Origin of the sequence: Stygiolobus caldivivus, assembly GCF_019704315.1 — an archaeon.
GTDB lineage: Archaea > Thermoproteota > Thermoprotei_A > Sulfolobales > Sulfolobaceae > Stygiolobus > Stygiolobus caldivivus.
In genome coordinates, this window is sequence record NZ_AP024597.1 from 1145226 (window position 1) to 1168491 (window position 23266).

At 46.2% G+C, this 23266-nt stretch carries 24 protein-coding genes; 12 read left to right on the forward strand and 12 right to left on the reverse strand.

The window, feature by feature from the left end; all coding sequences use genetic code 11:
* Positions 1–145: 145 nt before the first annotated feature.
* The gene (locus tag KN1_RS05670) at positions 146–1075 is read right to left on the reverse strand and encodes a zinc ribbon domain-containing protein (protein WP_221289896.1); all 930 of its coding nucleotides are present in this window, start codon (positions 1073–1075) and stop codon (positions 146–148) included.
* Between the two features lie 59 nt (positions 1076–1134).
* On the opposite strand from KN1_RS05670, the gene KN1_RS05675 reads away from it, so the two are divergent.
* The 3 genes from KN1_RS05675 to KN1_RS05685 are packed head-to-tail and all read left to right on the forward strand — an operon-like array spanning position 1135 to position 1991.
* Positions 1135–1284, forward strand: coding sequence for a hypothetical protein (locus KN1_RS05675; RefSeq protein ID WP_221289897.1), 150 nt, complete (start codon positions 1135–1137; stop codon positions 1282–1284).
* 6 nt (positions 1285–1290) lie between these two features.
* Entirely contained in the window at positions 1291–1662 is a 372-nt protein-coding gene (locus KN1_RS05680; protein ID WP_221289898.1) for a hypothetical protein, read from the forward strand.
* Entirely contained in the window at positions 1659–1991 is a 333-nt protein-coding gene (locus tag KN1_RS05685; RefSeq protein WP_225905794.1) for a DsrE-related protein, read from the forward strand. Before KN1_RS05680 ends, KN1_RS05685 begins: the two co-directional genes overlap by 4 nt.
* A 278-nt stretch (positions 1992–2269) precedes the next feature.
* Here the strand turns inward: KN1_RS05685 and KN1_RS05690 are convergent, their stop codons facing one another.
* The 4 genes from KN1_RS05690 to KN1_RS05705 all read right to left on the reverse strand — a co-directional run bounded on the left by KN1_RS05690 (position 2270) and on the right by KN1_RS05705 (position 5996).
* A complete protein-coding gene (locus KN1_RS05690; RefSeq protein WP_221289899.1) occupies positions 2270–2662 on the reverse strand; it encodes a CBS domain-containing protein in 393 nt (130 codons plus the stop codon).
* Between the two features lie 75 nt (positions 2663–2737).
* On the reverse strand, positions 2738–3019 hold the full coding sequence (locus tag KN1_RS05695; protein WP_221289900.1) for a ferredoxin family protein: 282 nt from the start codon (positions 3017–3019) through the stop codon (positions 2738–2740).
* Positions 3016–4173, reverse strand: a complete 1158-nt coding sequence (locus KN1_RS05700; protein ID WP_221289901.1) for an NAD(P)/FAD-dependent oxidoreductase — start codon at positions 4171–4173, stop codon at positions 3016–3018. The genes KN1_RS05695 and KN1_RS05700 overlap by 4 nt, the downstream gene beginning before the upstream one ends.
* Positions 4170–5996 carry an FAD-binding protein gene (locus KN1_RS05705; RefSeq protein ID WP_225905795.1) on the reverse strand — a complete coding sequence of 609 codons (1827 nt, stop codon included), beginning with the start codon at positions 5994–5996 and terminating at the stop codon, positions 4170–4172. The genes KN1_RS05700 and KN1_RS05705 overlap by 4 nt, the downstream gene beginning before the upstream one ends.
* 451 nt (positions 5997–6447) lie before the next feature.
* Here KN1_RS05705 and KN1_RS05710 point away from each other — a divergent pair, with 451 nt between their 5' ends.
* The 5 genes from KN1_RS05710 to KN1_RS05730 all read left to right on the forward strand — a co-directional run bounded on the left by KN1_RS05710 (position 6448) and on the right by KN1_RS05730 (position 9971).
* Positions 6448–6939, forward strand: a complete 492-nt coding sequence (locus tag KN1_RS05710; protein ID WP_221289903.1) for a nucleotidyltransferase domain-containing protein — start codon at positions 6448–6450, stop codon at positions 6937–6939.
* Positions 6929–7360: a HEPN domain-containing protein gene (locus KN1_RS05715; protein ID WP_221289905.1), complete on the forward strand. Its 432-nt coding sequence runs from the start codon at positions 6929–6931 to the stop codon at positions 7358–7360. Before KN1_RS05710 ends, KN1_RS05715 begins: the two co-directional genes overlap by 11 nt.
* 253 nt (positions 7361–7613) lie before the next feature.
* On the forward strand, positions 7614–8807 hold the full coding sequence (locus KN1_RS05720; protein ID WP_221289906.1) for a VWA domain-containing protein: 1194 nt from the start codon (positions 7614–7616) through the stop codon (positions 8805–8807).
* Between the two features lie 163 nt (positions 8808–8970).
* Positions 8971–9639 (forward strand): HEPN domain-containing protein, encoded by a 669-nt coding sequence (locus KN1_RS14700; RefSeq protein WP_225905796.1) that lies wholly within the window; start codon positions 8971–8973, stop codon positions 9637–9639.
* On the forward strand, positions 9630–9971 hold the full coding sequence (locus KN1_RS05730; RefSeq protein WP_221289907.1) for a nucleotidyltransferase domain-containing protein: 342 nt from the start codon (positions 9630–9632) through the stop codon (positions 9969–9971). The genes KN1_RS14700 and KN1_RS05730 overlap by 10 nt, the downstream gene beginning before the upstream one ends.
* A 412-nt stretch (positions 9972–10383) precedes the next feature.
* Here the strand turns inward: KN1_RS05730 and cpsA are convergent, their stop codons facing one another.
* The 5 genes from cpsA to KN1_RS05755 all read right to left on the reverse strand — a co-directional run bounded on the left by cpsA (position 10384) and on the right by KN1_RS05755 (position 14585).
* Entirely contained in the window at positions 10384–11565 is a 1182-nt protein-coding gene (gene cpsA, locus KN1_RS05735) for a carboxypeptidase CpsA (protein WP_221289908.1), read from the reverse strand.
* A gap of 414 nt (positions 11566–11979) precedes the next feature.
* Positions 11980–12117 (reverse strand): hypothetical protein, encoded by a 138-nt coding sequence (locus tag KN1_RS05740; RefSeq protein WP_221289909.1) that lies wholly within the window; start codon positions 12115–12117, stop codon positions 11980–11982.
* Between the two features lie 294 nt (positions 12118–12411).
* Positions 12412–13089, reverse strand: coding sequence for a phosphorylase family protein (locus KN1_RS05745; RefSeq protein ID WP_221289910.1), 678 nt, complete (start codon positions 13087–13089; stop codon positions 12412–12414).
* Positions 13090–13536: 447 nt separating this feature from the next.
* Complete coding sequence (locus KN1_RS05750) at positions 13537–13860, reverse strand: DsrE family protein (protein ID WP_221289914.1); 324 nt, start codon at positions 13858–13860, stop codon at positions 13537–13539.
* The gene (locus tag KN1_RS05755; RefSeq protein WP_225905797.1) at positions 13857–14585 is read right to left on the reverse strand and encodes a molybdate ABC transporter substrate-binding protein; all 729 of its coding nucleotides are present in this window, start codon (positions 14583–14585) and stop codon (positions 13857–13859) included. Before KN1_RS05755 ends, KN1_RS05750 begins: the two co-directional genes overlap by 4 nt.
* Positions 14586–15113: 528 nt before the next feature.
* On the opposite strand from KN1_RS05755, the gene KN1_RS05760 reads away from it, so the two are divergent.
* Positions 15114–16496: an MFS transporter gene (locus KN1_RS05760; protein WP_221289916.1), complete on the forward strand. Its 1383-nt coding sequence runs from the start codon at positions 15114–15116 to the stop codon at positions 16494–16496.
* 811 nt (positions 16497–17307) lie between these two features.
* The gene (locus KN1_RS05765; RefSeq protein WP_221289918.1) at positions 17308–18399 is read left to right on the forward strand and encodes an MFS transporter; all 1092 of its coding nucleotides are present in this window, start codon (positions 17308–17310) and stop codon (positions 18397–18399) included.
* A gap of 428 nt (positions 18400–18827) precedes the next feature.
* Here the strand turns inward: KN1_RS05765 and KN1_RS05770 are convergent, their stop codons facing one another.
* The gene (locus KN1_RS05770) at positions 18828–19991 is read right to left on the reverse strand and encodes a hypothetical protein (protein WP_225905798.1); all 1164 of its coding nucleotides are present in this window, start codon (positions 19989–19991) and stop codon (positions 18828–18830) included.
* Positions 19992–20009: 18 nt separating this feature from the next.
* Positions 20010–20429, reverse strand: coding sequence for a hypothetical protein (locus KN1_RS05775; protein WP_221289919.1), 420 nt, complete (start codon positions 20427–20429; stop codon positions 20010–20012).
* A 519-nt stretch (positions 20430–20948) separates the two neighbouring features.
* Between KN1_RS05775 and KN1_RS05780 the strand changes: the two genes are divergently transcribed.
* Positions 20949–21581: a hypothetical protein gene (locus KN1_RS05780; RefSeq protein ID WP_221289921.1), complete on the forward strand. Its 633-nt coding sequence runs from the start codon at positions 20949–20951 to the stop codon at positions 21579–21581.
* 463 nt (positions 21582–22044) lie between these two features.
* Positions 22045–23049 (forward strand): DUF973 family protein, encoded by a 1005-nt coding sequence (locus KN1_RS05785; RefSeq protein ID WP_221289923.1) that lies wholly within the window; start codon positions 22045–22047, stop codon positions 23047–23049.
* The last annotated feature ends 217 nt before the right edge of the window (positions 23050–23266 follow it).

A 23266-nucleotide genomic window follows, 5' to 3' on the forward strand; every position in this document is an offset into this window, starting at 1 on the left:
ATTGGTTAAGCTTACCGGAGGGAGTCGTGAGAGAGGAGAGGGAGGAAGATAATATACATTTATTATACATGATATACAGAAAAATAAAATTAATAAGAAAATAAAGATATAGAATAAAGAGAAAGAAAAAACATTTTATTTGGGTCTACAGACTACCCTCTACCTCCGAAGCTATGCCTTGTGCTTGGGACAGAGTAGGTGGTACGTTGATCATTATGATACCTATCTCCTCGTTTGTCGACACTTCGCCGTAAGTGCCTATGGCGGTGATGTTGATAAACCCTAGCTGTGAGGCGAAGCCTGATATTGGAGTAGTAGAGAGGAAGGTCTGGTTAGTAGTGGACACGAAGTAATAGTCGAACCCGTTAGACGAACCTACCTGGAAGTTAATGCCGTATTTAGAGGCGTTAGCGGAGATAGAAGAGATGAAACTAGAGAACGTCGAGTTCTGCATGATATAGTTGGTGAAGTTGTAAACGTAACAAGCGGGGTTAGGTGTTGTATTATAATAGACTCCTACACCTATTATTAACGTATTCTGCCCGTTGACTGTACCGTTGGCTACTACAAAGTCTACCTTAGTTGGGTAGACTGTGAAGGAGGGCATAAACCGGTAGTTACCCCCGCTTGGCTGGAACGTGCTATAGCTTAGGACACCGAGGTACTGCGATGAGAGGTCAGAATAACTTACGGTCTCCTTCTTGCCGTTTAATAGTGTCACGTTATACAGCCCGTTACCTATGTAGACGGCAACCCCGGTACTGTTTTTCATTACCGACCAAGAGCCCCCGAAGTCTTGCTGTGCTGTTGTCCCCACCGCAGATAAGGCTGTTGCTGACGGGGCGCCTAGGGCGAAAAGTACGATAAGGACTAGGACTACGGCGATTACAGCACCTAAAAGCCCACCTATTACCTTAAAGTCGAACCCCTTATTGGGGGGTTGACCTTGAGGAGGTTGCGGTGTGGCTGCAGTTGTAGGTTGGTACCAGATAGGCCTGAGGGGTGAGCCGCATTTTTGACAGAACTGGTATTCGTCCGGGTAGTCTATCCCACACTTATCACAGTGTTTGGTCATTGAATAATATAGAATTCCACTCATTATTAAGTTTTATTGTAAGGGAAAGGAGTTAGTTTGTGTATAAGAACGGAAGGAGTTTTACCGTTTATGATAGGGACAAGTTGTCTTTAGGACTTGATATGCCCATAACTCGTGGCAGTGCCCCTGACGGTGGAGGCGTTAGGGAAAATTTTATATACTATTGTTGTAATTCCTTTTTAGGGTAACCCTAAATGAAAGATTTTGAAAAAGACAATTGTTGTAATGTAAAGAGGACTACAGCCGCGGACTTCCTAATGAAGCCCATGTATTCGACAAATAAAGTAATAGGGTATAAAGTAAAGTCAATAATGACCAACAGAGGTATCATACAAGTCCTCTGGAAAAAAGAGGGAGATAAACTGGACCTAAGGTATAGGGGAGTGAACTGCCTGACGAGCAAAGTAGCGTTGGAAGCGCTGTGTGAGTGGGTGTGTAACGGAGAAGTTAAAGGACCTGAAGAAGCCGTTAAGAAGCTCCAACAAATTAGGGGGTATAAGGTAAACGACGAAGTGGTAGACCTAGTATATAAAGTATTTGAAGCGATAGAAGGGGAAGGGCATTGAAAAGAGTAGCCTACTTGGCCCTGACTAACTTAGCACAGTACATCTTAGTCAACATGGTAATACCCCAGGTAGAGCAGGGAGTGCACGGAGTAGAGGTCAAGGGGATATTTTTCATCCACGATAACGTGTACATGTTGGTAAAAGGCACAGATACGGCTGACAGGCTGGCTAAATTACACAGAGAGAAGGAGATATACTTACAAGCTTGCGACCAATGTACGTACATGAGGAACTTAGCCGGGTCTTTAATCGAAGAGGCCAAGGTGGGTTGTTTCCCTGACTTTTATAAGGAGGTCGCCGACAAGGTAGACGCGTTCGTGACAATATAAAAGGAAAAGGCGTTTTAAAGCCATGTACCCCTTTTCTCCATCCCATCCCTCTTTTTTGTGTTTCAGGTAAAAAAGGGTCAAGTTGTGGCCCCAAGTGTCTCGTTTAGGTCTACGGGCAGCTTATTTCGCCTCTAGTCCTAGGTGGAGGAAGACATAACCCCTAATGAGTTCCCTGAGACCTTGTCGGGAAGGAAACGGAAAGGCTCAGAAGGAGGTCAAATGGGAAAAAAGAAGGGGACAAAAAAAAAGGAAGAGAAATTAAGTGAACAGCTTTTTCCCTAATAACTCATGCTTTCAGCTAACATAAGTGATAAGGCTTTACTCAGCTCCCTGATCGACAAGACCCCTACACACTTACCGTCCTTTTCCACCACGAGGTGCCTTATGTTGTTCCTCATCATCATGTCATAAGCGTCGTAGACGCTCTTGTGGTAGTCGATCTTTATGATGTTTTTACTTGCGATCTCATAAGCCGGGTAGTCGTAGCTTAGGCCTTTGCTTACAGCCTTGACTATGTCCTTCTCTGTCACTATCCCCACTATCTTATCGTCTTCCTTTAAGACTACAGAGCTTACAGCGTTCTCTTCCATTACCTTAGCTACTTCCCTTATACTCGAGCTGTGAGAAAGGGACACTAACTCTTTTTCACCCACCAATTGGCCTACAATCATAATATATATTATCGAAACATAAGATATTAAATTTTACTTTACAAAAAACATTAGATAATAAAAGATAGCTTACCTTTATCCGTACCTCAGAGCGATACCCAACCCGTACCTCGGGTATTTCCATATAATGTTATTAAACGGGCAGACTATTTTACAAGCACCGCACTCCACACAGTTCTCATATGAGACCACCAGTCTGTCCTTGACAAAAGAGTACACGTTAGCGGGGCACACTCCTATACAAGGGCTACCGTATTCCTCATTACACCTCTTACAGAGCTCCTGGTCCTTGACCATTAAGTGGGGCTGTTCGTCCCTCTTATACCTTAAAGTGTATAACCTTTCCTCTATCCTCATCCTACCACCCCTAACCCTAAGGTCAAGTGCCTTAACATAGCCCATAAGTTAGACTTATAGTACTTGAGCTTCGATAAGTCACCGCTACTCCACCCCTCAAAGAGGTCTACAATGAGGTTAACATAGAACTTGAAGTTCTCCTCCTTTAACAATTCCTTCACTAACGTCCTCGACCTCACTATCCTCGAGACCTCCTCCTCTTGGAGTAACGCCCTTTCGTAACCCTCACACTGCCCTAAGTTTTCAGAAGCCAAGTAGCCCGAGGCTATGGCAGGCCCTATACCGTTAAAGGTCAACGGGTCTACCAAGCCTATCGCGTCCCCCGTCACGTATACCCTCTGGTTACACGCCTTAAAGGACGGGAAGCCGTTTTCTGGTATTACCTTAGCTGAGTACTCCCTTAAAGAAGAGCCTTTGACCAGCTCAGACAAGCTAGACCTAAACGAGTCTAAGACTTCATACGGCTTCAACCCCTTTACGTTACTCAGGGGGACGCCTACTCCTAGTGACACGGAGTCCTTATATGTGTAGACGAAACCTGCAAACGGTATAGGGTTATCGCTTATCACACGCCACGCCTCTCCGTCATCGCCCTGAAGGCCAAACCTCTTGTTCACTTCGTCCCTAGTCATGGAATATACCTCTTTTAGCCCTAACACGGCCTCTTCAGGCTTGAGTTCCCTCCTCATACCTAAGCTCATGGAGAGTAACGCGTTAGCACCTTCACTTAGGATGACGTAATCTGCCTCAACTCCTCCCCTCTCAGTTATGACCTTATTACCCTCCACGCCGGTCACTGTAGTCTTGGTCACTAATAAAGCCCCTGCTTGTTCGGCCTTTTGGGCGAGCCATTTGTCAAACTTAAGCCTTGAGACCGTGTATAACTTGTCCCTAGGCCTTATCCTCAGCTCGACGGAATTAGCCTTTGTGGAAAACACCAGCTTAACGCTCTTGACCACTTTCTCGAAGGGCAGGCCGTCAATGTCGACAAACCTTGATATGTCTGACTCCCTTATCATAGCGCCTGACACGTTCTTAGAACCGGGCTCCGGCCCCCTCTCTACCAATAACGTCTTATAGCCCTTCTTTGCAGAGTTCAGGGCTGCTACGGAACCCGAACACCCGGCCCCCACTACTACCACGTCGAACTTCATGGAGTGACACCTCCCCTCTCTTTTATCACCCTGATCAAGTCGGGCACGACTTCAAATATGTCCCCGACCACCCCGTAGTCACAGTTCTTAAATATTTGCGCTTCCGGGTCTATGTTGACTGCAATGACCCTCCTCGCCCCTGAGATACCTACTAAGTGCTGTACGGCACCGGATATACCTAGTGCGATGTACAGTTTGGGCCTTATGCTCGTCCCGGTCTGTCCTATCTGCCTGTCCTTAGGGTACCAGCCCATGTCAGCTAGGGGCTTACTCACGCCCACTACGCCGTGGAGGACCCCCGCTAACTCCTCCGCCAGCTTTATGTTTTCAGGTGACTTTATCCCCCTACCTACACCGACGACTATGTCGGCCTCTGCTAACAAGTTGTGTCTCTCCAGTTTGGAACGGGACTTCACGTTATACCAGCTACCCTGCACGTCGACCTTCTCTACTACTACCTCATCACCTCCCTTTAACCTCGTAGGGTAAAACACTCCTCCCCTGACGGTCACCATTATGGGCCTGCGGTTAGGACAGATTATGGTACTCATCTCCTTGCCCCCGAAATCAGGTCTTATAGATAGGAGCCCCACTTTCTCGTCCACTTGGAAGTCCACACAGTCAGCTATTAAACCCGTATCTACTTCTATAGCTACTGTTGAGGCCAATTCCCTGGAGTTCTTGGTGCCCGGGAAGAGGACTACCTCAGGCCTATACTTCTTTATGACATTTGACAAGGCTTTAGTGTAAACGTCGTTCACGTAATAGTCATACCCCGTGACTTTAACGTGGTAGACCTTATCAAAGCCGAACTCGAAGGCCTGTCTGACTACCCCTTCGACGTCATCCCCTACGGTTACTCCCGCTAACTTGACGTCCATAGAGTCCGCTATCCTCCTCCCCTCAGAGGCAATTTCCCATGAGACCCTGTTGACCTCCTCCCCAAGGTGGTCTATGTAGACCCACACCTCGCCTTTAGCTTTGTATTTAGGTGCAGGCCTAGTGTATTCGTACTTCACCTCGTTTACCTCGTTCAGTGACTTGACTATCTTACCGTACAGCCATTCCCCGGCGTCGTTACCCCTATATAACTCGGCGTTCCTGGTCTTCGGTGGAGGGCTCACTTTTATGACACGCGTGGGGGAACCTGCTAAGCCGACCTTGTCGGGCTCAGCCCTTATGTCGTCCTTAGTGAGCTTCACCACTTTAGCCCACTTTGCCCTGATCAGGTCGTCTATTGTAGGCTGTCTGGGCTTATTTATGGTCTCCATTACCGTGAAGACTGACGGGAGGGGCGTCTCTACTACTTCCTGCTCTTCCTCCGTAGTCCTCACTACTGTAGCCTTCCCGTCCGATACCTCCCTGATCTCGCTTACGTAACCTACTACGGGTATCCCTAACCACTTCGCTGTCTGTGGCCCTACTTGCTCGGTCTCACCGTCTACGGCCCTCCTCCCGAACAAGTATATGTCTGCCTTCCCTATTTTCTCGATTGCCCTAAAGAGTGTGTAAGAAGTAGCCCACGTGTCAGCTCCTGCCATTGCCCTGTCCGTTATTAAGTACGCTTCATCAGCGCCCATCGCTATTGCTTCCTTCAGGGAAGCTTCAGCTTGGGGCGGGCCCATTGTTAATACCGTTACTTTTCCTCCGTACCTCTCCTTTAACCTAACACCTTCCTCGATCGCGTGTAAGTCTGGCGGGTTGATCACGGAAGGTACTCCTTCCCTGACGAGGTTGTTTGTCACCGGATCTATCCTCAAATCGTCAGCGTCAGGGACTTGTTTTATAGAGACAATGATCCTGACCATTTTCTCTCTATACATTATAATCGCAATTATTGTATTTAAATTTATATTGGACGAATTTAAAACTTAATAGTAATATATAAACGCAGGTCTGGTACAAGGGTAACGCGGTATTCCTTACGCTACCCTGAGGGGTGTCACAGCCCTCCGTACTATACGCAGTTAAACCGTTCACTGAAGGGCTTAACGGGGGTAGTGGATTTTGTCAGTAACCGGGTAAAGCTGTATAAAACCTCTTGGGTTCACCTAAAACCCTTGCGTTGACGTGTTTTTACCGATTACATGTGTGCCATCGCGTACTCCACGGTCGGAAATTAAGAGTTTTGACTACTAACATAAGGTCGTGTATAAGTATTCACGTAAATATTTAGGGTAATACGCTGATACACGATCTTTCCGATAAATCCTGCTGTATCGAGCCGTGGACTCATCGCAACATTATTTACCCCTCAAGACCACTTTATTCCTAATGTTAAAGGAGCCCTACGCTACTTTGCTCAACAAGATGGTAAAAATATTGGAAGAGGAGTTCGGGGACGACCTCGTCTCTGTGGTACTCTACGGTAGCGTGGCTAGGGGGGACAACAGGAGAGATAGTGACGTTGACTTATTGGTAGTGATAAAGGGCCTACCTAAGGACAGTATGTTGAAGAGGATAAGGCTATTTGAGACTAAGGTAGAGGACCGGTTAGGCTTAGAGGAGCTGTGGAGTAAGGGGTATTATATTTCCCTTTCTCCTGTTTTAAAGACACCGGAGGAGGCAGAGAAGTTCTCTCCCCTCTATTTAGACATGGTGTACGACGCTATAATACTCTACGACAAAGACCTATTTTTCACCAGAATATTGCAGAAGTTAAGGGAGAGGCTAGAAGAACTGGGGGCTGAAAGGGTGAAGATGGGTAAGAGGTGGTACTGGGTGCTAAAGAAAGGCTCGAAGTTCGGTGAGACTGTTGAACTTTGACACTATAGCGTATTCGTATATCTCGCAGGCAGAGGAGAGGGTAGTGCTGGCTAAGCTGGAGTATGAGAGGAAGAAGTATAATATCACGGTAAGGCTTTGCCAAGAAGCTGTCGGGTTGGCTCTTAAGGCTTGCCTACGTTTAGTCAATATCGAACCGCCCAAATTTCACGACGTAGGGCCACTGCTCAAGGCCAATGCTGAAAAGTTCCCTGAATGGTTTAGACAAAAAATAGACGTTTTTGCGTCTTATTCAAGGTCTTTGCGCAAAGAGAGGGAACTGTCAATGTACGGCGACGAGGAGACTGGTACTCCGCCTGAAATGCTGTACTCCGACTACGACGCCCAGCAGTCCGTCAAGATGGCGGAGGAAGTCTTAGACTACTCTAAAAAACTTTATGAGGAAAAGGAGAACAAACAGTGAGGTAGTTCTGGCGCCGTAATCCTTACACTTTTATTTCGACGGTTTTACCTTAAATGCGACCGGCAATAGGGCTGGACCGCATAACCTTACCCGGTTTACGACCGTCTTAAGGCGGAGCTAAAAAGTCCTCCAAACGCATTTGTACTTTTACACGCATGTCCTCTCAGTGGCACCGTAACGGTCGTAGTGCTTGGAAAGAGTACGATACCACATCACGTAAAAACATAAATACTTCTATACATACCACTACTCAATGGTTATTTCGGCTAAGGTAGAGTTCAGCCATAGGTACTCCTTTACCTCACCAATAAGGGCCGTTTTCAGGGCGATAATTGTACCCGAAAAACTGGCAAAGGCTACCGGTTTCCACTACATAATCTTACTGGATAACTCTCTCTCAATGAAAGGGAAAAAAATTGACACGGCAAAGAACGGGGTAATAGAGTTGCTCAACAGGATCCCTGATGGTAACTACGTTACTCTCATTACCTTTTCAGATTACGTCAGAGTGTTGGGGGAGTTTACAGACCCGCGTCTCTTGATCCCGTTAGTGAGGGACGTAAGCGTGGAAGGAGGCACATCACTGTACAAGGCCCTGAAAAAGGCAATAAACATAGCGGGTAAGTACGACGCACCGGGCTATATCATACTCTTAACGGACGGTCAGCCCACAGACGTGCCCCCTCTCAACTCCGTGGCTAACTTGACCGGTAGAAATTACCTCATCTACTACAAGATGTTCAGGGACAAGGTACTGAGGTATTTCGATGCGCTAACCATACCCCCGGGGTTTAAGGTGATATCGTTCGGTATAGGGGACGACTATATCGAAGAGATACTTAAGCTTTTAGCCGACAAGACAGGGGGTGTGGTAAACCACATCAACTACCCTAGTGAAGTAGTAAACGTACTACCCCAGTTTGTGGTCTCCAACGTAGGGGCCAAGAACGTCACTGTCACCATAGCCTCGGAGTCCCCCGTCAGGTTATTAAACTACCCTGGGCCGCCAGTAAGGCTGGGGGCTATTGAGGGCGTAGTAAAAATACTCGGAGAACTGACAGTCCCACCTCAATATAACGGGATAGTGATGGTAGTGAGTGTAGAATATGAAGACCCGGTGACCGGTAAGAAAGACTCAATTACTCGGGAGGTCGCCATAAGCCCCACTAACGACCAAAACACTTTCCTGAGAGGGGTGAACAACGACTTGTTGAGTGAATACCAATATTACTCCCTGATGCAAAAACTAGTGTCTGACCTGAACACAAACGACCTTACGGGTGCGACTAAGGCACTACAGCAGATGCAACAAATTGCCCAACAGACGAGGAAGACCAACCTCATTGAAACTACCCGAAAGTTACAGCAGACTTTGGGAGGAAACAGCGACCTGAACAGAGCTTCGAAAGAAGTAACCAGCGAAGTCACGAAGAAGTTGAGGTCGTGACGGGAAAGGTGAGTGACCTCGTCAGCTGTGACTTACAATGGTGTTTGCGTGGGGCTTATGCCCGGTCAGTTCGTAAAGGACGACAGGTGCTTTAGCCTAAAGTATACACATTCGCTGTGAATGCGATGAAGGGCTTGCCCCCTTAGCGCTTGACTAAGTATAAGTGACGGGGAATTGTTTTGCATACCTTACTTCAATGGTCTACTCGTGGATAGGCCCCCAAACACCTCGAGAACTCCTTGGGGCGTGCACGTTAGGCAGTACCAGCTACCAGAGGGCACAGTACGAGAAAGTGCGGTTAACAGACCTCACCAATAGGCATACCGAGCCTTGTTTAGCTCTAAATGTCCCTGACTCGCTAGACGTGAATGCCTTACAACGAGGTGTAGTACCGCCTCTGTTAAGTCAGAGAATAATAATGGGTGACAAGACATACGCTGATGACCCATTAACACATAATATACTGGTGACCACATCTTATCTTATGAGCTTCCTCTTAAACAACGCTAAGACCTTCTTACACGACGCTAAAAGGGATTTCGAAGAGGGCATTTGGAACCTCTCAGTGTTCCACTCAGAACAAGCACTCCAGCTCTGTATCAAATATAAGCTTTATACTCACTTAGGTGATTTTCCTAAGACCCATAACCTTAAGGAGTTAATAACCGACCTAAAGAAATTCGAACCGGTAGAGGTCGACGAGCTAATGCTGGACTTCTTAACCCAGTCCTATATTTCCTCACGTTACCTCCCTTACACCTTCTCAAAAGAAAGTGCCGAAAAAGCATTAAAGTTCGTGGAGGACTTAATGAGGTGGCTAAAATGTCTATAGTCGACATCCTCGAGGATAACATGAGGGCTAGGCAAAAGTACCTAAAAGACGTCGACAATTATCTGAAAAAGATAAAAGAAGTAGCTACGAGTATCGACCCGCACGCTAGGGTAATACTCTTCGGAAGTTACGTCAGGGGGGACTTCAGACCGGACAGTGACATTGACGTCCTAGTTATTACTGATGTGAAGGACGAGTGGGACAGGCTCAAGGTCTACCATGAGGTCAATAAAGCTATTGGTAACCCGAACCCCTTTGAGGTCCACGTGGTGAACGAAAAGGAGTACAAGGAGTGGTATTCGAAGTTTATCGACGTGTACCGAGAGGTGTGAAAATAACGTGGTGTGGCCCTGATTTCTTTCACGCTATGTAAGGTGCTTCGTAGGTCACAGTTTACTCTTTCGGTAAAAAGTCGCACGACCTGAACGAAGTGTTTTTCTACCTATAACACACACGATGGCGTGTTATTGCACATCCAGTTATGGGATAGTGCCGTAAATGGCTAAAAAATTAGATATGCAGTAGGACAGTACCTCGCCCTTCAGCCCCTGACTAGGTGCATGTTAGTGCGACTACTGTTAGGGTTTTAAGTCTTCACTTGTAGCATAAAGCGGGGTATTACCATGAGTGTTTAGGGAAACTTACCCTTGTCATTCAATAAACACTTCACGTTGTAGTCCTGAGCAAAAAGAGCCCGTGTCGAGAAGGACATGAGCCTTTTAGTGGCCTTTTCGGGGACAGTCCCTATTTCTTATTCGTAAAAGTTATCGCCAAGGCTGCGTGGGCTAGGGCCCCCAGTTTTAACACGCTCTCGTCTATACAGAACCTCGAACTGTGGTTGGGGTAAACACAGCCCGATACCTCGTCTCTAGCCCCCAAAAAGATGTATGTCCCCTTAGCCTTCTGTAGGAACCGTGAAAAGTCCTCAGCCCCTAACACCGGTTCCGTCTCCTCCACCTTGGAGATGTCGCTTAGGACTTTCATTACCTCCTCCGTGACCTCCGGGTCGTTAACAGTGATGGGGTAGACGTCTTGGACGAACTCGACCTTACACTCAGCGTTATAGATACCGCAGATGGACTCTACTATTTTCTCCATATAACTCAACGCCTTTTTCCTAACCCCTTCATCCAGGCTCCTTATAGTCCCTTCCATTACCGCGTCGTCGGGGATTATATTGTCCTTTGTCCCTGAATGGATCGAGGTGATGGAGATCACGAATGGTTGTACCGGGTCTATTTGTCTCGAGGGGATCCCGTAGATAGCGTTAGCTATCAGGAGTGATATGTATATTGGGTCTACGGTTTCATGGGGGGCTGAACCGTGGCCCCCTTTCCCGTGCACCCTGATTTTAAACGCGTCCGGAGTAGCCATGAGTGGCCCTTTCCTTGTCGCAAACACACCTGCAGGGTATTTTGTAAAGACGTGTAACCCGAACACGTAGTCCACCCCGTCCATGACCCCCGCTTCGATCATGGGTTTAGCACCGCCCAGTCCTCCGTCCTCTTCAGCAGGTTGGAATAGGAACCTCACTTCCCCTGAGAGCATGTCCTTATTCTTCACCAAGAGCATAGCCGCACCGAGTAGCATGGCTACGTGTGCGTCGTGACCGCAAGCGTGCATCACCCCCTTTACCTTAGACTTATAGGGTAAGTCGGTCATCTCTTCCACCGGGAGGGCGTCCATATCGGCCCTCAGCGCTACGACTTTACCCGGCTTCGAGGCCCTTAAAGTCCCGACTACCGCTGTGGGTAGTCCCACACCTACTTTAACTTCCAACCCTAGTTCCCTGAGTGTATCAGCTACCAGCTTTGCCGTGTTATACTCCTTGTAAGACAGTTCAGGGTATTCGTGTATTTTCCTCCTGATCTGGACTATTTTATCTTCGACCTCAAGTGCGTCCTTTTTTAGCTTTTCTAAGTCCATATATTATCTTTTTCTTTTCCTCCTTTTTAAACTCCTAGCTAAAAGGAACGATACAGAGAGGGCGAACAGGAGGACTGAGACCGTAGCCAAGGATTGGTGGACGAGCCCCATCCGTTGTTATTAAGTTACGAAATATAAAAACATATATATACACTACATGAAGTATTTCCGCTACGGGAAGCCGTCATTGGGCTGTCGGTACATTTACGGGATTTTAGGTGTCCGGTAGTTAACATCTGTGTCCTCCGAGACGAGGAGTAATTGGGAGACCGTTCTGCCCGAGATAAGTGCTGATAATTACGGTGATACGGCCCATCACACACTCTATGTAGAGTTAAACAACCGGTATGGGTATTAAAACCCTTAGGTGACATAACCTGTGGGGCCCTAAAGGTATTATATGGAAACCCCACGTCAGGTTAAACCTCCGTGTGATGACCTTAAGTCCGGCTGTAGTGGGGTGGAAAGCCGTCCTCCTATACCACTCCTTTCCTTTCTTGTCCCACCGGCACTTTTTCCGAGGCCAACTACTGTAAGCGACGGCTTTCCCATGAGGCCTCACCAGCTGAGCCCTGAGTGGGCCTTCTTTGAGTAATTTTTAGGGGGCAGTTTATCGAGGCCCTTAATCACCCCTATTTTTACTTAACGTACCTCTGCCTCTTCGTTGGCGGAATTTTTACACGACCAATAAGTAGGCTCCACATGCTTCGCCTCTAACAGACTTGGGTTTGCAACCGTGGGAGTTGAGGTTTTAACGCGAGGTGTCCCGTCCGTGAGGCAGGGGTAGTTCACAGAGTGGGTTATACTCTCAGCGGCGGTTACTGAAAGGTCTTTACGAGAGGGTTTTTAGATACGTTCAGCCTCGCCTTCAAACGAGGACATAAAGTCGAGGACTAGTTGTGCGTCAGTCTCATATAGCTTTTCGTAATCTATCCAGTCCCTCCCCCTACAGTTAGCGAGGATGACTAAGGAGGCCGACCTGACCTTCTTAAGGCGTGAGACCAAAAAGAGGGTCCCCGTCTCCATGTCTACGGCGTCGTCACTGCTTATGTGCGATTCTGCGTAAAAGTCGTCGCTCTGGAATACAGAACCGTAGATCACATTCCTCCTCCTCTGCTTCAGGAAACTGTACAGCTTGTAAGCCATTTCCAAGTCCGGGTAGAGGGAGAGCGAGGTGTCACCCCTCGACCTCTGGTATAGGGAGCTATAGACGTGGTGTGATACGCCGACCGGTATCAGGTATTTACCCACGTTACTGCATTCCGTAGCTCCAGCTGTACCGTACCTGAGGACTATTCTTGCCCCGTACTGTATTAATTCTTCAAGGATCAGTGCTAGGGACGGCCCTCCTACACCGTGTGAGGCTATAGCTATCGGTGAGCCCCCGTAAATCCCGATATAGACTGAATAGCCCCGCCTTTTCACGGACTTCACTGTCGTCATGTACTTAGAAATTAACTCGGCGATTTCGGGCTCCTCTACTAGGATTACTTTTTCAGGGACTTTCTCATTTAAGACCAACATAATATTTTTTTACTTTGTGAGTATTTTTAAGGTTTCGTAGGTACGCGACGACTCGTAGGTCAACTCTTCGGCTTGGCTACTAATATACTCTGTCAGACACTATAGGGCGAGACCTCGTCTTCCTGCCCGGAAGACGTGTACGTTTTATACCAAAGTCCTCTCGCCCATATTAGCTTACCGATATAATAGCAAAATGTATTAAACGTCTTATTGGAAAGAATACCAGAGGTTTTAGGGGTTTTAGGTAAAGTGTTGAAACGAACCCCTCTACGATAACACATTATGTTATGGTGAAGCCGTGGGTGATGAACGACGTGTGTAGGCCTCGTCCTAAGGAAACTATGTCCACTATAAACATTAAACACGGCCCTAACTACTCCTACACTGTCTAAGGTATTATACCGGGTCTAACTCCCCTTACCGTATATGTCCGGAGGGGGTCATCGCCTATAGTTTTAGGTAGATCCAGCCCTCCTTCTGTCTCCTAACTATTTCCCCTACTCCTGAAGTAACTACTTTTACACCTCTAGGTAGAGAGTCTTCGCTTATCCCCTGAGCTTTTAACGAATTACGACACGCGACTACTTTTACTCTTTCACGGTCTAGGAGGGGCCTAACACTTTCCGCTGACGTCGTGGCAACTATTGCTGACTGGTGAAATACCACCTCGACCTCTTCCAGTTCCTCTCCTAAGTCGTTCACTAGGTTTACCACTGACTTGACAGCTTGTGCTACCTTATCACTGTCAGATACTTGGACCACCACCTTCACGCGATCCACCTAAAACCGTATTTTGTATAGATCTCTTTTACCTTTTCAGACCTCAGGAGCGAAAAAGCCTTCTCGGCAGTTTCGGTGTGTTCTCTCATGAGCCCGAAAGTTAGCCTGCCCTCCTTGTTGGGAGAAGGGACAGAATATTTGAACCCCCAGTAGAGGGCCTCGGTAAGCCATACCACACCGGCGTCTATTTCATTATTCTTCAACATCTCAGGTATTTCCCTATGGTGTACCTTAGTGAGGTATACTCCTCTTGTCAACTCTTCATAATTACCGCAGGCCTCTTCATATATCTCTTTAAATAATTGTCCTATTCCCTCAGTAATAGGGTTGGGTATTGCGACCTTTAGACCCTTTAAAGAGCACCAACCGGTTATCTCCACCTTCTCCTTATTATATACTATTGCAATAGAGTTACTGACGTAGTCGAAAGCCTTTACTACGTCTAGTTCCTTGACCATTGAAGGCGGAAGGGAAACCAGCTCGGGCTTAAAATCTATTACCAAGTTACCGACTTTTATCGGGTTACCTTTTGAGTGTTCTTTTACTATGCCCGGGGGGAGTGTTTCGACATACGCCGAGATACCGTTTTTGCTTAAGAGGTCTAAAAGTTCCGGGACTACAAACCACTGGTTCCCGGCCATAAAGACCTTTAAACCTTGTGCGTTGCCCCATAGGTCGTGTAGTACGTTAAACCCCTGAAGGGTTATATCTATCATAAGTTGAGAAAAAATTGCCATAATATATAAAACTTACCTAGGGAAATGAGGTGGGGGGCACGAGGTGTTGGAGACAGTTTTCCACGGGGGTTGAAGAACGGGGGGGGGGGTAGTACACAGGTCACTAGCGCCGTGTATAATAATCCGGTGTTAAGGAATCGCTTTTAGCAAAGGCCAGACTCCCTCCCCACACTGGAAGGGTGAGGGTGTTCAGTAATAGACCTTTCTGTTGAATCTGAAACATAGTACCAGCTAAGGTCACCACGTGGTCCCTTTCAACCTATATGTGTTCACGTCCGGAACGGTTCACCGTCCCCCATAGGTTCGGGGCTACATTTGAGGGTCAGTCGAGAGGCCTAGAGGACTCCCCCGAAGAGGACGTTTAACCGTTACGTCTAGTCCCTTAAATAGGGTGCGAAGCACCATAAAGGGCGAGACTTTCAATCTTTTGTAAACTATTTAGTAATATTTAGTAATAAATAGTTTATATTCAAAATTCTTAAAAAACATGAGACCTATAAGACACTTATGAAGTTAAGTGATGTCTTCAAACCCGTAGACGATAAAAAGTTCGATATGTTCCACATAAAAGCTTTGTTTACTACCGGGATGGGAGTATTTACAGACGGCTACCTATTGTCTTCCATTAGCCTGGTACTGCTGGACGTCTTAAAGACCTTTAATATAACCAAGAGTAGTCCGCTCTATACTTTCTGGTTAGGCGTCCTAGCAGGGACAGTGTTTATAGGTGCTGCTTTAGGCGCAATAGTCTTCGGTATCCTCTCCAATAAGGGTAGGAAGACGTTTTATGGTGTAGACGTCGCCTTAATGACCGTAGGTGCACTTTTACAAGCGTTTGTTACGTCTCCAGCAGAGCTGGCTGTAGTCAGGTTCCTGGTGGGGATAGGTACTGGGGCAGACTATGTGCTCTCGCCCCTGATAATGGCAGAGCACTCAAACGCGAAGGACAGGGGGAAGCTAATAGCGGTGGGCTTCGGGCTCATGTGGAGCTTGGGAGCAGTTACGGCGTCGCTCTTGTACTTAGCGCTCTCTCCCATAGTCAACTATGACCTACTGTGGAGGGTCATCCTCGCGGCTGGTGCTGTCCCCGCAGCGTCGGTGATATACTTGAGGAGGAAGGTACCTGAGACACCACGCTACTTATTAAGGATAAAAGGTGATAATACCCACTTTACTAGGGTAGTGAAAGAGGTCACTGGTAAGGAGGTTAACGTCCAAGGTAAATTGAAGGACTGTAACCCTATGACCCTTTATTTAAGGACAGCGGGTAGGGTCTTCGCTGTAGCGGCGATATTATGGTTCCTCTACGACTTAACGGGTTATGCTAACGGGCTCTTCGGCCCTACTCTGATAGCAAGGTCTATAGGGATATATAACCCGGCGATATTTTCCTTAATAATCGCGGCCGTCTTTGGCTTCCCCGGTAAGGCTTTCGGTATAGCCCAAGTAGATAGGATGGGTAGAAAGTTCCTCCAAGCAGTAGGGTCTCTGGGTGAAGGTGTGTTCTTGGCAGCATTTGCTTTACTGTTACCCAGCGAGCCGTATTTACCAGCCGGCCTCTTACTGTTGATATACGGGTTGCACGAGTTTATGGGTAGCTTCGGGCCCGGTATAATTAGCACAGCAGGTATGTTAGGAGTGGAACTGGCACCGACTAAAGTAAGGGGGATAGTACAAGCTATAACGGTCGCCTCTGGTAGGACGGGTGCGGCAATCGCTTCGTTTGTGTTCCCGGTGCTATTCATTTCAGTAAGTAAAGAGGTAGCGATGATGTTCTTTGCAGTATTGATGTTTATCGCTACTGCGTTAACATGGTTCGGGGTACCTGAAACTAAAGGGAAACCGCTGGAAGAAGTAAGCGAAGAAGAGAGAGTCACTGTGAGCAGTTAGAGAGGAGAGAGGCTACCTCTAAAATTAATTAAGAAAAAAAGAAAGAAAGAAGAGGAGGAAGAAGGAAAGATAAATGTGAAGTTTTTTATTTAAAAAAGAGAAAAGACGGGGGGTTGTATTTTTCTTTTTATTTGTCCTTTATCTTCACCTCGCCTTTTTTCCCACAGCTGCACCGTGACATCGTATTAAAAAACGCATCATTAGTAGGGCATTACCCTCGAATGAAAAGTCGAGCTTACACACTATTTTCTATCTGACTTTGGGTTCCTCTAAGCCATAATGGGGGGGGGGGACACATGTACCTAACCGTGTCGGAGCTTGTAATTTGTGCCATATGGACACATCTGTTAAGTCAAAGAGGGTTGCCTCCGCATTTGTTATGAAAAATAGCCATGAACCGAGTCAAATTAAACTTTCCTTAAGCCGGACTCTCAACGACAGTCTCTCCGAAGACGAGCCAATACTTTAAGACGACGTCTCTTAAACTACCCTTCGTAACTATGAAAATGTAGACTCCTCGGTCGTCTCACATCCCCTTTACATAAAACACGTAATTAACATTGTCACGATATTAAACATTATAGCCACGGGGAAAAAGGACATGAGGGTTTACGGGGAACACTGCCTCTGACCTCCGTAACATCCGGCTTCAGTATTAAGCGATGGATATGCGGGCCAATTTCACGCCCTCTGATGTCTCGCTTTATGGGCTTAAATGGCGCACTGACACGTGACCAGACTCCGCCTCGTCTTGTTACCCGCCGTATTTCCGTTGCCTGAGCTTATTAACCGCTATTTATGTTTATACTTTGTGAAGACCGTTTTAGGAAACGTGTTGTTGACCGTCTCACAGTGGTACGCTTTCTTCCTCCTCTCACAGTTGTCCTTATTCCTCTACCCTCCCCAATACGGGGTACTGGTCTTTGCTCTGGGTTTCGTAGGGAGAATCCTGGGTAGTGTCCTCTTCGGGTATATAGGTGATAAAGTAGACAGGAAGCTGTCGTTAACCCTCACCACTGTGGTCTTGGCCCTCTCGTCGGTAATGGTAATACTCTACTATACATACCCCACTACCCTCGCTTTCAGGCTCTTACAAGGCCTGAGCCTGGGCGGTGAGTGGGGTGGTGCGAGCACAGTTGTAATAGAGGCGTACAGCGAGTCCAGACTCAGGGGGTTTTTCGCTTCACTAGTACAGTTAGCCGTCCCTATCTCGGTGATACTCTCCTCTTTTTCCCTCTTCCTCCTCTCCTTCTACTCCCTTTCGGACTGGAGGTTCTGTTTGGTCTTTCCCGTAGTCCTCTCTATATTCTCCACGTTATTTATAAAGGACGTAAAAAGCGTGAAGGGTGGTACCGGTATCCCCATAATTAACGCTATAAGGGATGACTGGAAAGACATCGTTAAAGCAATAGGTATAAAAGTTAGTGAAAGTGCTAACTTTTACATATTCACTTCCTTTGTGTTCTCAGAGCCCGTCGGGACTAATGAGGTCTCTACGTTAGTGGCGATCGCGGTCGCTATCCAGTTACTCCTCCTACCCCTCTTCGGTTACCTAAGCGATGTCTTAGGCAGGAAGTCCGTCGTGTTTTTAGGGGCAGCCCTAATGGCCCTCGGTTCTTTTCTCTTCTCTTCAAACCTCACTCTGGGAGAGGTAGTCCTCTCCATATCGGACGCTTCGCTCTACGCACCGCAGTCCTCAATATTCACCGAGCTCTTCAACAGGGAATACCGTTTCACTGCGTCTAACTTCTCTTACCAAGTGGCGAGCCTTTTGGGGGGTACGTTAGCTCCCGTGGTACTTAGGTTAAGCGGTTACGGGGTATTGCAAGTGTCCTTACCCTACGTGGTAGTCACAGTTGTGAGTTTGACCCTTATAAAAGAGACTAAGGGTAAGAGGATCTGAGGGGGTATTACGCACCTCCCATGTTAAATGAGGGCAGTTTAACGCTTAGCGTCTACTTAAAAACCCTCGCAGTAGTAGTCGAGTATTTACAAAACGGAGTTTAAGGGGGAGGGGTGGGAAGCCCCGCTGAGGGGATAAACAGTTTATATTAATTGCCGCTTTGCGATATACCTTTCAGCGGTGTTAATGACGCTCCTCCCTGGTTCCACTGATGGCTTAATGTGGGTGTCAGAGGGGACTCACTCCCCTCCCTTAAGGGACTGGATGTTATGGGTGAAAGCCCCTCTCCTTTCAGGCAGGTAGCGGTACTCCGCCACACTCGACCGCCTTATCTCCGAACCGGGGGCGGGGACAATGAACTCTCTGTGAGCCCTTCCTAGACGTGGAGGGGTCAGATGGCTAGTAAAGACACTAGCAATTGGCCTACCTTACTGGCCCGCCCTTATGTCCTTTGTCGTGTCGGAGGATATTGTAAATAACACTATGAATAGCATTAATGATGCAACACCTACATAAGTGTATGTAATCCCCACGAGAGTAGCTATTACCGATACCAAGACGCTACCTATGAATATCGAGAGCTGTGTTAAAACTGATTGTGTGATCGTGACGTTAATGTAAGCGTCTTTGCTGACGATGTATTGGTAGACAGAATTAATATGGACGAAAACGTAAGCTACTAGCACCGTCTGTAAGAAAGTTAGGACAGAAATAGGTATTATGTCGCCTCGGATGAAGGGGAACACGTATTCGATTAATATGGCGGGGAGCGATAAGAGCAGGAACTTCTTCGCGGTCTCTGACTTCCACTTCAGGGCAATAACGGCACCAATTATCTGGGCTAATATACTCACTATTAAGACAGTACTGATGTACTCCGGGAAAGTCCCCTCATTTACATAAACGAGTTTAAGGAACAAAACAGACGACGCACCGGCTAAGCCTATAACTGGGTATATCCGTGTTTCCATGAACTTGAACACGCGGTTACTCTTTATGTATTGCGACCACACCTTCAAGGGATTAGTAGCGGAGAGGGTCATCTTAACGTCATTTAATTTTATGGACAGGAGTGCTACTACTAACAAAGGGGCTCCTATAATCGGTAGATAAGTCTTTGACAAGTACGCATTAAATAACCCCACCAGTACTAATGCGATGATAGAAGTGGCTGAAAAGGAGATTTCCCGGATAGAATTATAATCTATGAATTCACCATATTTGTCTAGTAAAGTCCTCGCATAATACCCTAATGACCTGAATACTGCTACAATTAGGAAGTCGTAAAGGGCTATTAAGGGGACCAGTCCTAAAGGTGTTAAGTCTAGACTTAAAGTGAAAATTATAAGGAAGGATAATATAGAGAATATTATTACATTAACCTTTACACTTTTGAGCCTTTTATAAATATAGGGCAGAGGTAGTGAGAGGACATTTGAGGCATTTAATAAAGTCAATATTAACGCCGAGAGTATCAGGTTTTTATAAACTAGGTAGGTATTTATTACGAAATAATACCCTATAAATACGTCTACGAAGCTAAGGAGAGTGACCAAAAGTATTACACTCCCTATTTCCTTAGGCATTTTCATAATGAGACCACCTTGTGTTCAAACCTCATTACGTCTTTGATGTATAATATTTATGGAAAACCCGAGGGAAGTGGACTCGGCTGACGACGCCGTGTACACTATAGTCTTTTCGTCATAAGCTATTGAGGTGACCCTCTTCCTCGGAGAAGAGACCTCAGACTCCTCCCCTTTTAAGTTAACAGTGTATACCGAGTGGACTTCTTTCCCTTTCTCGACGTCACGGGTAAACGGGACATAGTCCAATTGGGGTTTAGGGGACGCTACATCTATAACACTTTTAGCAAGGTTTTCAAGCTTGCCTCCCTTAAGTACTGATAAGTTAATTGTACCTTCAAGTGTAGTGATGAGTACCGGTGTCTCCTTGAGCTTCCCGATGACCTTATAGTAGTGGGTCTTAACTATCTCTTCTAGCCCTTTCACCAAATCTTTATAATCCATACTATACTGTCATTAAAGTAGACTAAATATTTTCCCTAAAAATCCCTTTAGTTTGTTAAAATTTACGGGGAACTGAGAGGGAGTCAGTAAGGCACTCGTCGTAAATTGCCACTCTCTCCCGTCGTATAACCCGTGGGCGAGTAGTAAAGTATTGCGCAAATCCATTTAGATAAACTGCGTTACTAATCCCTTACTTTACGGCTTTGTACGGTACTATGTATAAATAACATGACGTATACCTAATTATATATTATATTAGATATTACCTAACTATACTTTCAATTGTGATAAAATGAGGTCGTTTTTAGTGAGCAGCAGACTGGGTTTAGACTAAGGACTAACACGGGAATTACCCTATGTGCATATCTGCGTGTACCAATAACGTTTGCGGTAGGCATAACTCAAGGCAATGTTGTAATTTTCTCTTCTCATCTCAATTAATTCTTCAATAAACACAGCCATTTTATATAATTACAAGAAAGGTTTAAAATAGGTCTTGAGAAAGATCAGTGATCGGCAATGGAAAAGACCTTCCAGATGGACAACGTAGATGTATATACGATACACGACAGGTTAGTGGGCGAGCTCCAAAATAACGGGTTCGAAATACATAGAGACGAACCCAGAGACAACGGTTTTAAGATATTTGTAAGGAGGGGAGAAGAGCACGGGGAAGTAGAACTATTTAACGACTGGGGTACAGTAAGGCTGATAACCCACGGTGCACTGGAGTGGGAGCTGATGAACATAGCCGAACCGGTAGTAAACCAGGGCACAGTTGCACCTTACCAACGGCCTGTGCAAACACCGCCTCAACTCACACAGCAACAGTCTCCGCCTATGCAGTACCCTCCTACACAGCAACCACCGTTTCCACAGCAACCTTACCAACCCCAACAACAGATCCAACGCCCACCTATGCCCCCTCAGGTACAGCCCCCACCGCAAGTCCCACAGACGTTACAGCCCCAAGTTCAGCAACCCTACCAACCTACCCCACAAGGAGGGAGCCCTGAACACACGCAGCTCGTAAACGTCTTGGTGCAGAGCGGTTACCAGATAGAAGTCAACACTGTTAACGGGCAGGTGTTCTTCATAAGGGGTAGAAAGGGCAACTACGTCATAGACATAGAAGGTAGGTCTCAACCCTAACCGTTTTTTCACCGTTTGTTTGAGGAGGATTTACGGGGGTTATTTGTATCTTCTCGGTAAGCTTAGGTTCTATTACGTTGATTTACGGTTAGTATTACTCCGCGCAGTCTACGACATTTTATGTAAAATCGTCACGTCTGGTCTTTATTGAGTGTATGCGGTGTATTTTTCCGAAATGACAGTTATCCCCAAACACTTAACGTAAGATAAGTTATAAGTATTTTGAGGAAAGTGTTTAGGGTAAAAAACTCTCTGCCACGATTTTTCAACTCGGTGAAGGGGATTTCTTTCCTAACACCACGACGATTAGGCCAGAGCAAATATTGAGTATAGAATTTCTTACCGACAGAATGTGATATAGAAACTTTCTCTGTTATAAACAGATTTTACTTATAGATGACCAATGTTTAAAACCTAAATAAAACCCAAATCTTTATAAATAAGCCCTCATCATACTACAATTATGAGTAGTACAGAAATAGACGGGTTAAAAAAACTAAGAACGGGTAGTTTAATAATAATACTAGCACCTATCCTAATTCTGGTAGGAGTATTTGTTGGGCTAGGTAGTGCGTTAGCTGGTGCTGCTTCAGGGTCTGTTAGCGGCTCCGCAACGGGTGCTCTAGCAGGTGTGACGATAGTAGGAGTAGTCGCAATTGTGGGTATTGTATTGGAAATTTTTGCAATATATTTGATAAGGAAAGGCTTCGGTATACTAAAGGCTTTTGACCCGCAGTTCGGTATCGGCGGCACTGGTGCATTGATAGCGCTAGTAGCTTCCATACTTCTGATACTCGCCTTCATAGGTATTATAGCTTTGATATTACCGATGCTGTTTTTGGCACCAATAGCAGGTATACTCTATTTCATAGGAGTAATTATGATGGGTATAGGGTTCCACAGAGTAGGGGGTAAATACGACGATAACCTAGTGAGTATAGGTGGGATTTTACTGATATTCATACCGTTCATTGGCGCTATACTCAACGTCATAGGCTTGGGTAGGATAATAAACAAGTTAGGGGGAGGTTTTTCACCTTACAGTCAGACTTACCAGCCCCCTAGCGGGTACTCACAAGGTTATACGCAACAACCTTACGGGCAACCCTATTATAACCCGGAGAGTACTACTCCACCAACTTACCCACCAACACAACCTAACTATCCTCCGCCTACGGGGCAACAGCCTACTTCTTTACCATACCAAACGGGTACGGGAAGGCTTTATAGTAACGGCGTTGCCGAACTCACTATATACTCTCCCTATAGAGTACAGGTTATCCAAGCTAGCATAGTAGGGACTAGCTATGCTACGAGCAGTATAACGCCAAATTACCTCGAAGTAGGTAATAATAATATAAGGATCTATTTCTCAATTGGGCCTGACCTTAAGCCTTACAACACGTACACGATACAGCTATATTTATCAACAGGGCAAGCAATAAGCGCACAAGTCACGTACTCTTAAAGTGCTAAAAGTATTATAACTCTTTTTTTAAGCTGTTACCTGAGCTTTATTAATGGCGTGACCGCACAATACAGCGACTTGAGTTTTATCAGATGTAAACAACCTGCTAGGGACTTAAATTTTTACTAAATTAACACAGAATTAACTTACGCGTGGTGTAGTATTTCCCATAACGCGATCACCGAGCTATAGAGTCCTCCACAGTACTTAAAGCATA

What these genes read in the sequence shown, in the direction of transcription:
- KN1_RS05670 (WP_221289896.1), bottom strand. Translation starts at nt 1,075, where the DNA reads ATGACCAAACACTGTGATAAGTGTGGGATAGACTACCCGGACGAATAC.
- KN1_RS05680 (WP_221289898.1), top strand. Translation starts at nt 1,291, where the DNA reads ATGAAAGATTTTGAAAAAGACAATTGTTGTAATGTAAAGAGGACTACA.
- KN1_RS05690 (WP_221289899.1), bottom strand. Translation starts at nt 2,662, where the DNA reads ATGATTGTAGGCCAATTGGTGGGTGAAAAAGAGTTAGTGTCCCTTTCT.
- KN1_RS05695 (WP_221289900.1), bottom strand. Translation starts at nt 3,019, where the DNA reads ATGAGGATAGAGGAAAGGTTATACACTTTAAGGTATAAGAGGGACGAA.
- KN1_RS05700 (WP_221289901.1), bottom strand. Translation starts at nt 4,173, where the DNA reads ATGAAGTTCGACGTGGTAGTAGTGGGGGCCGGGTGTTCGGGTTCCGTA.
- KN1_RS05705 (WP_225905795.1), bottom strand. Translation starts at nt 5,996, where the DNA reads ATGTATAGAGAGAAAATGGTCAGGATCATTGTCTCTATAAAACAAGTC.
- KN1_RS05710 (WP_221289903.1), top strand. Translation starts at nt 6,448, where the DNA reads ATGTTAAAGGAGCCCTACGCTACTTTGCTCAACAAGATGGTAAAAATA.
- KN1_RS05720 (WP_221289906.1), top strand. Translation starts at nt 7,614, where the DNA reads ATGGTTATTTCGGCTAAGGTAGAGTTCAGCCATAGGTACTCCTTTACC.
- KN1_RS05730 (WP_221289907.1), top strand. Translation starts at nt 9,630, where the DNA reads ATGTCTATAGTCGACATCCTCGAGGATAACATGAGGGCTAGGCAAAAG.
- cpsA (WP_221289908.1), bottom strand. Translation starts at nt 11,565, where the DNA reads ATGGACTTAGAAAAGCTAAAAAAGGACGCACTTGAGGTCGAAGATAAA.
- KN1_RS05740 (WP_221289909.1), bottom strand. Translation starts at nt 12,117, where the DNA reads ATGGGAAAGCCGTCGCTTACAGTAGTTGGCCTCGGAAAAAGTGCCGGT.
- KN1_RS05745 (WP_221289910.1), bottom strand. Translation starts at nt 13,089, where the DNA reads ATGTTGGTCTTAAATGAGAAAGTCCCTGAAAAAGTAATCCTAGTAGAG.
- KN1_RS05755 (WP_225905797.1), bottom strand. Translation starts at nt 14,585, where the DNA reads ATGATAGATATAACCCTTCAGGGGTTTAACGTACTACACGACCTATGG.
- KN1_RS05760 (WP_221289916.1), top strand. Translation starts at nt 15,114, where the DNA reads ATGAAGTTAAGTGATGTCTTCAAACCCGTAGACGATAAAAAGTTCGAT.
- KN1_RS05770 (WP_225905798.1), bottom strand. Translation starts at nt 19,991, where the DNA reads ATGAAAATGCCTAAGGAAATAGGGAGTGTAATACTTTTGGTCACTCTC.
- KN1_RS05775 (WP_221289919.1), bottom strand. Translation starts at nt 20,429, where the DNA reads ATGGATTATAAAGATTTGGTGAAAGGGCTAGAAGAGATAGTTAAGACC.
- KN1_RS05780 (WP_221289921.1), top strand. Translation starts at nt 20,949, where the DNA reads ATGGAAAAGACCTTCCAGATGGACAACGTAGATGTATATACGATACAC.
- KN1_RS05785 (WP_221289923.1), top strand. Translation starts at nt 22,045, where the DNA reads ATGAGTAGTACAGAAATAGACGGGTTAAAAAAACTAAGAACGGGTAGT.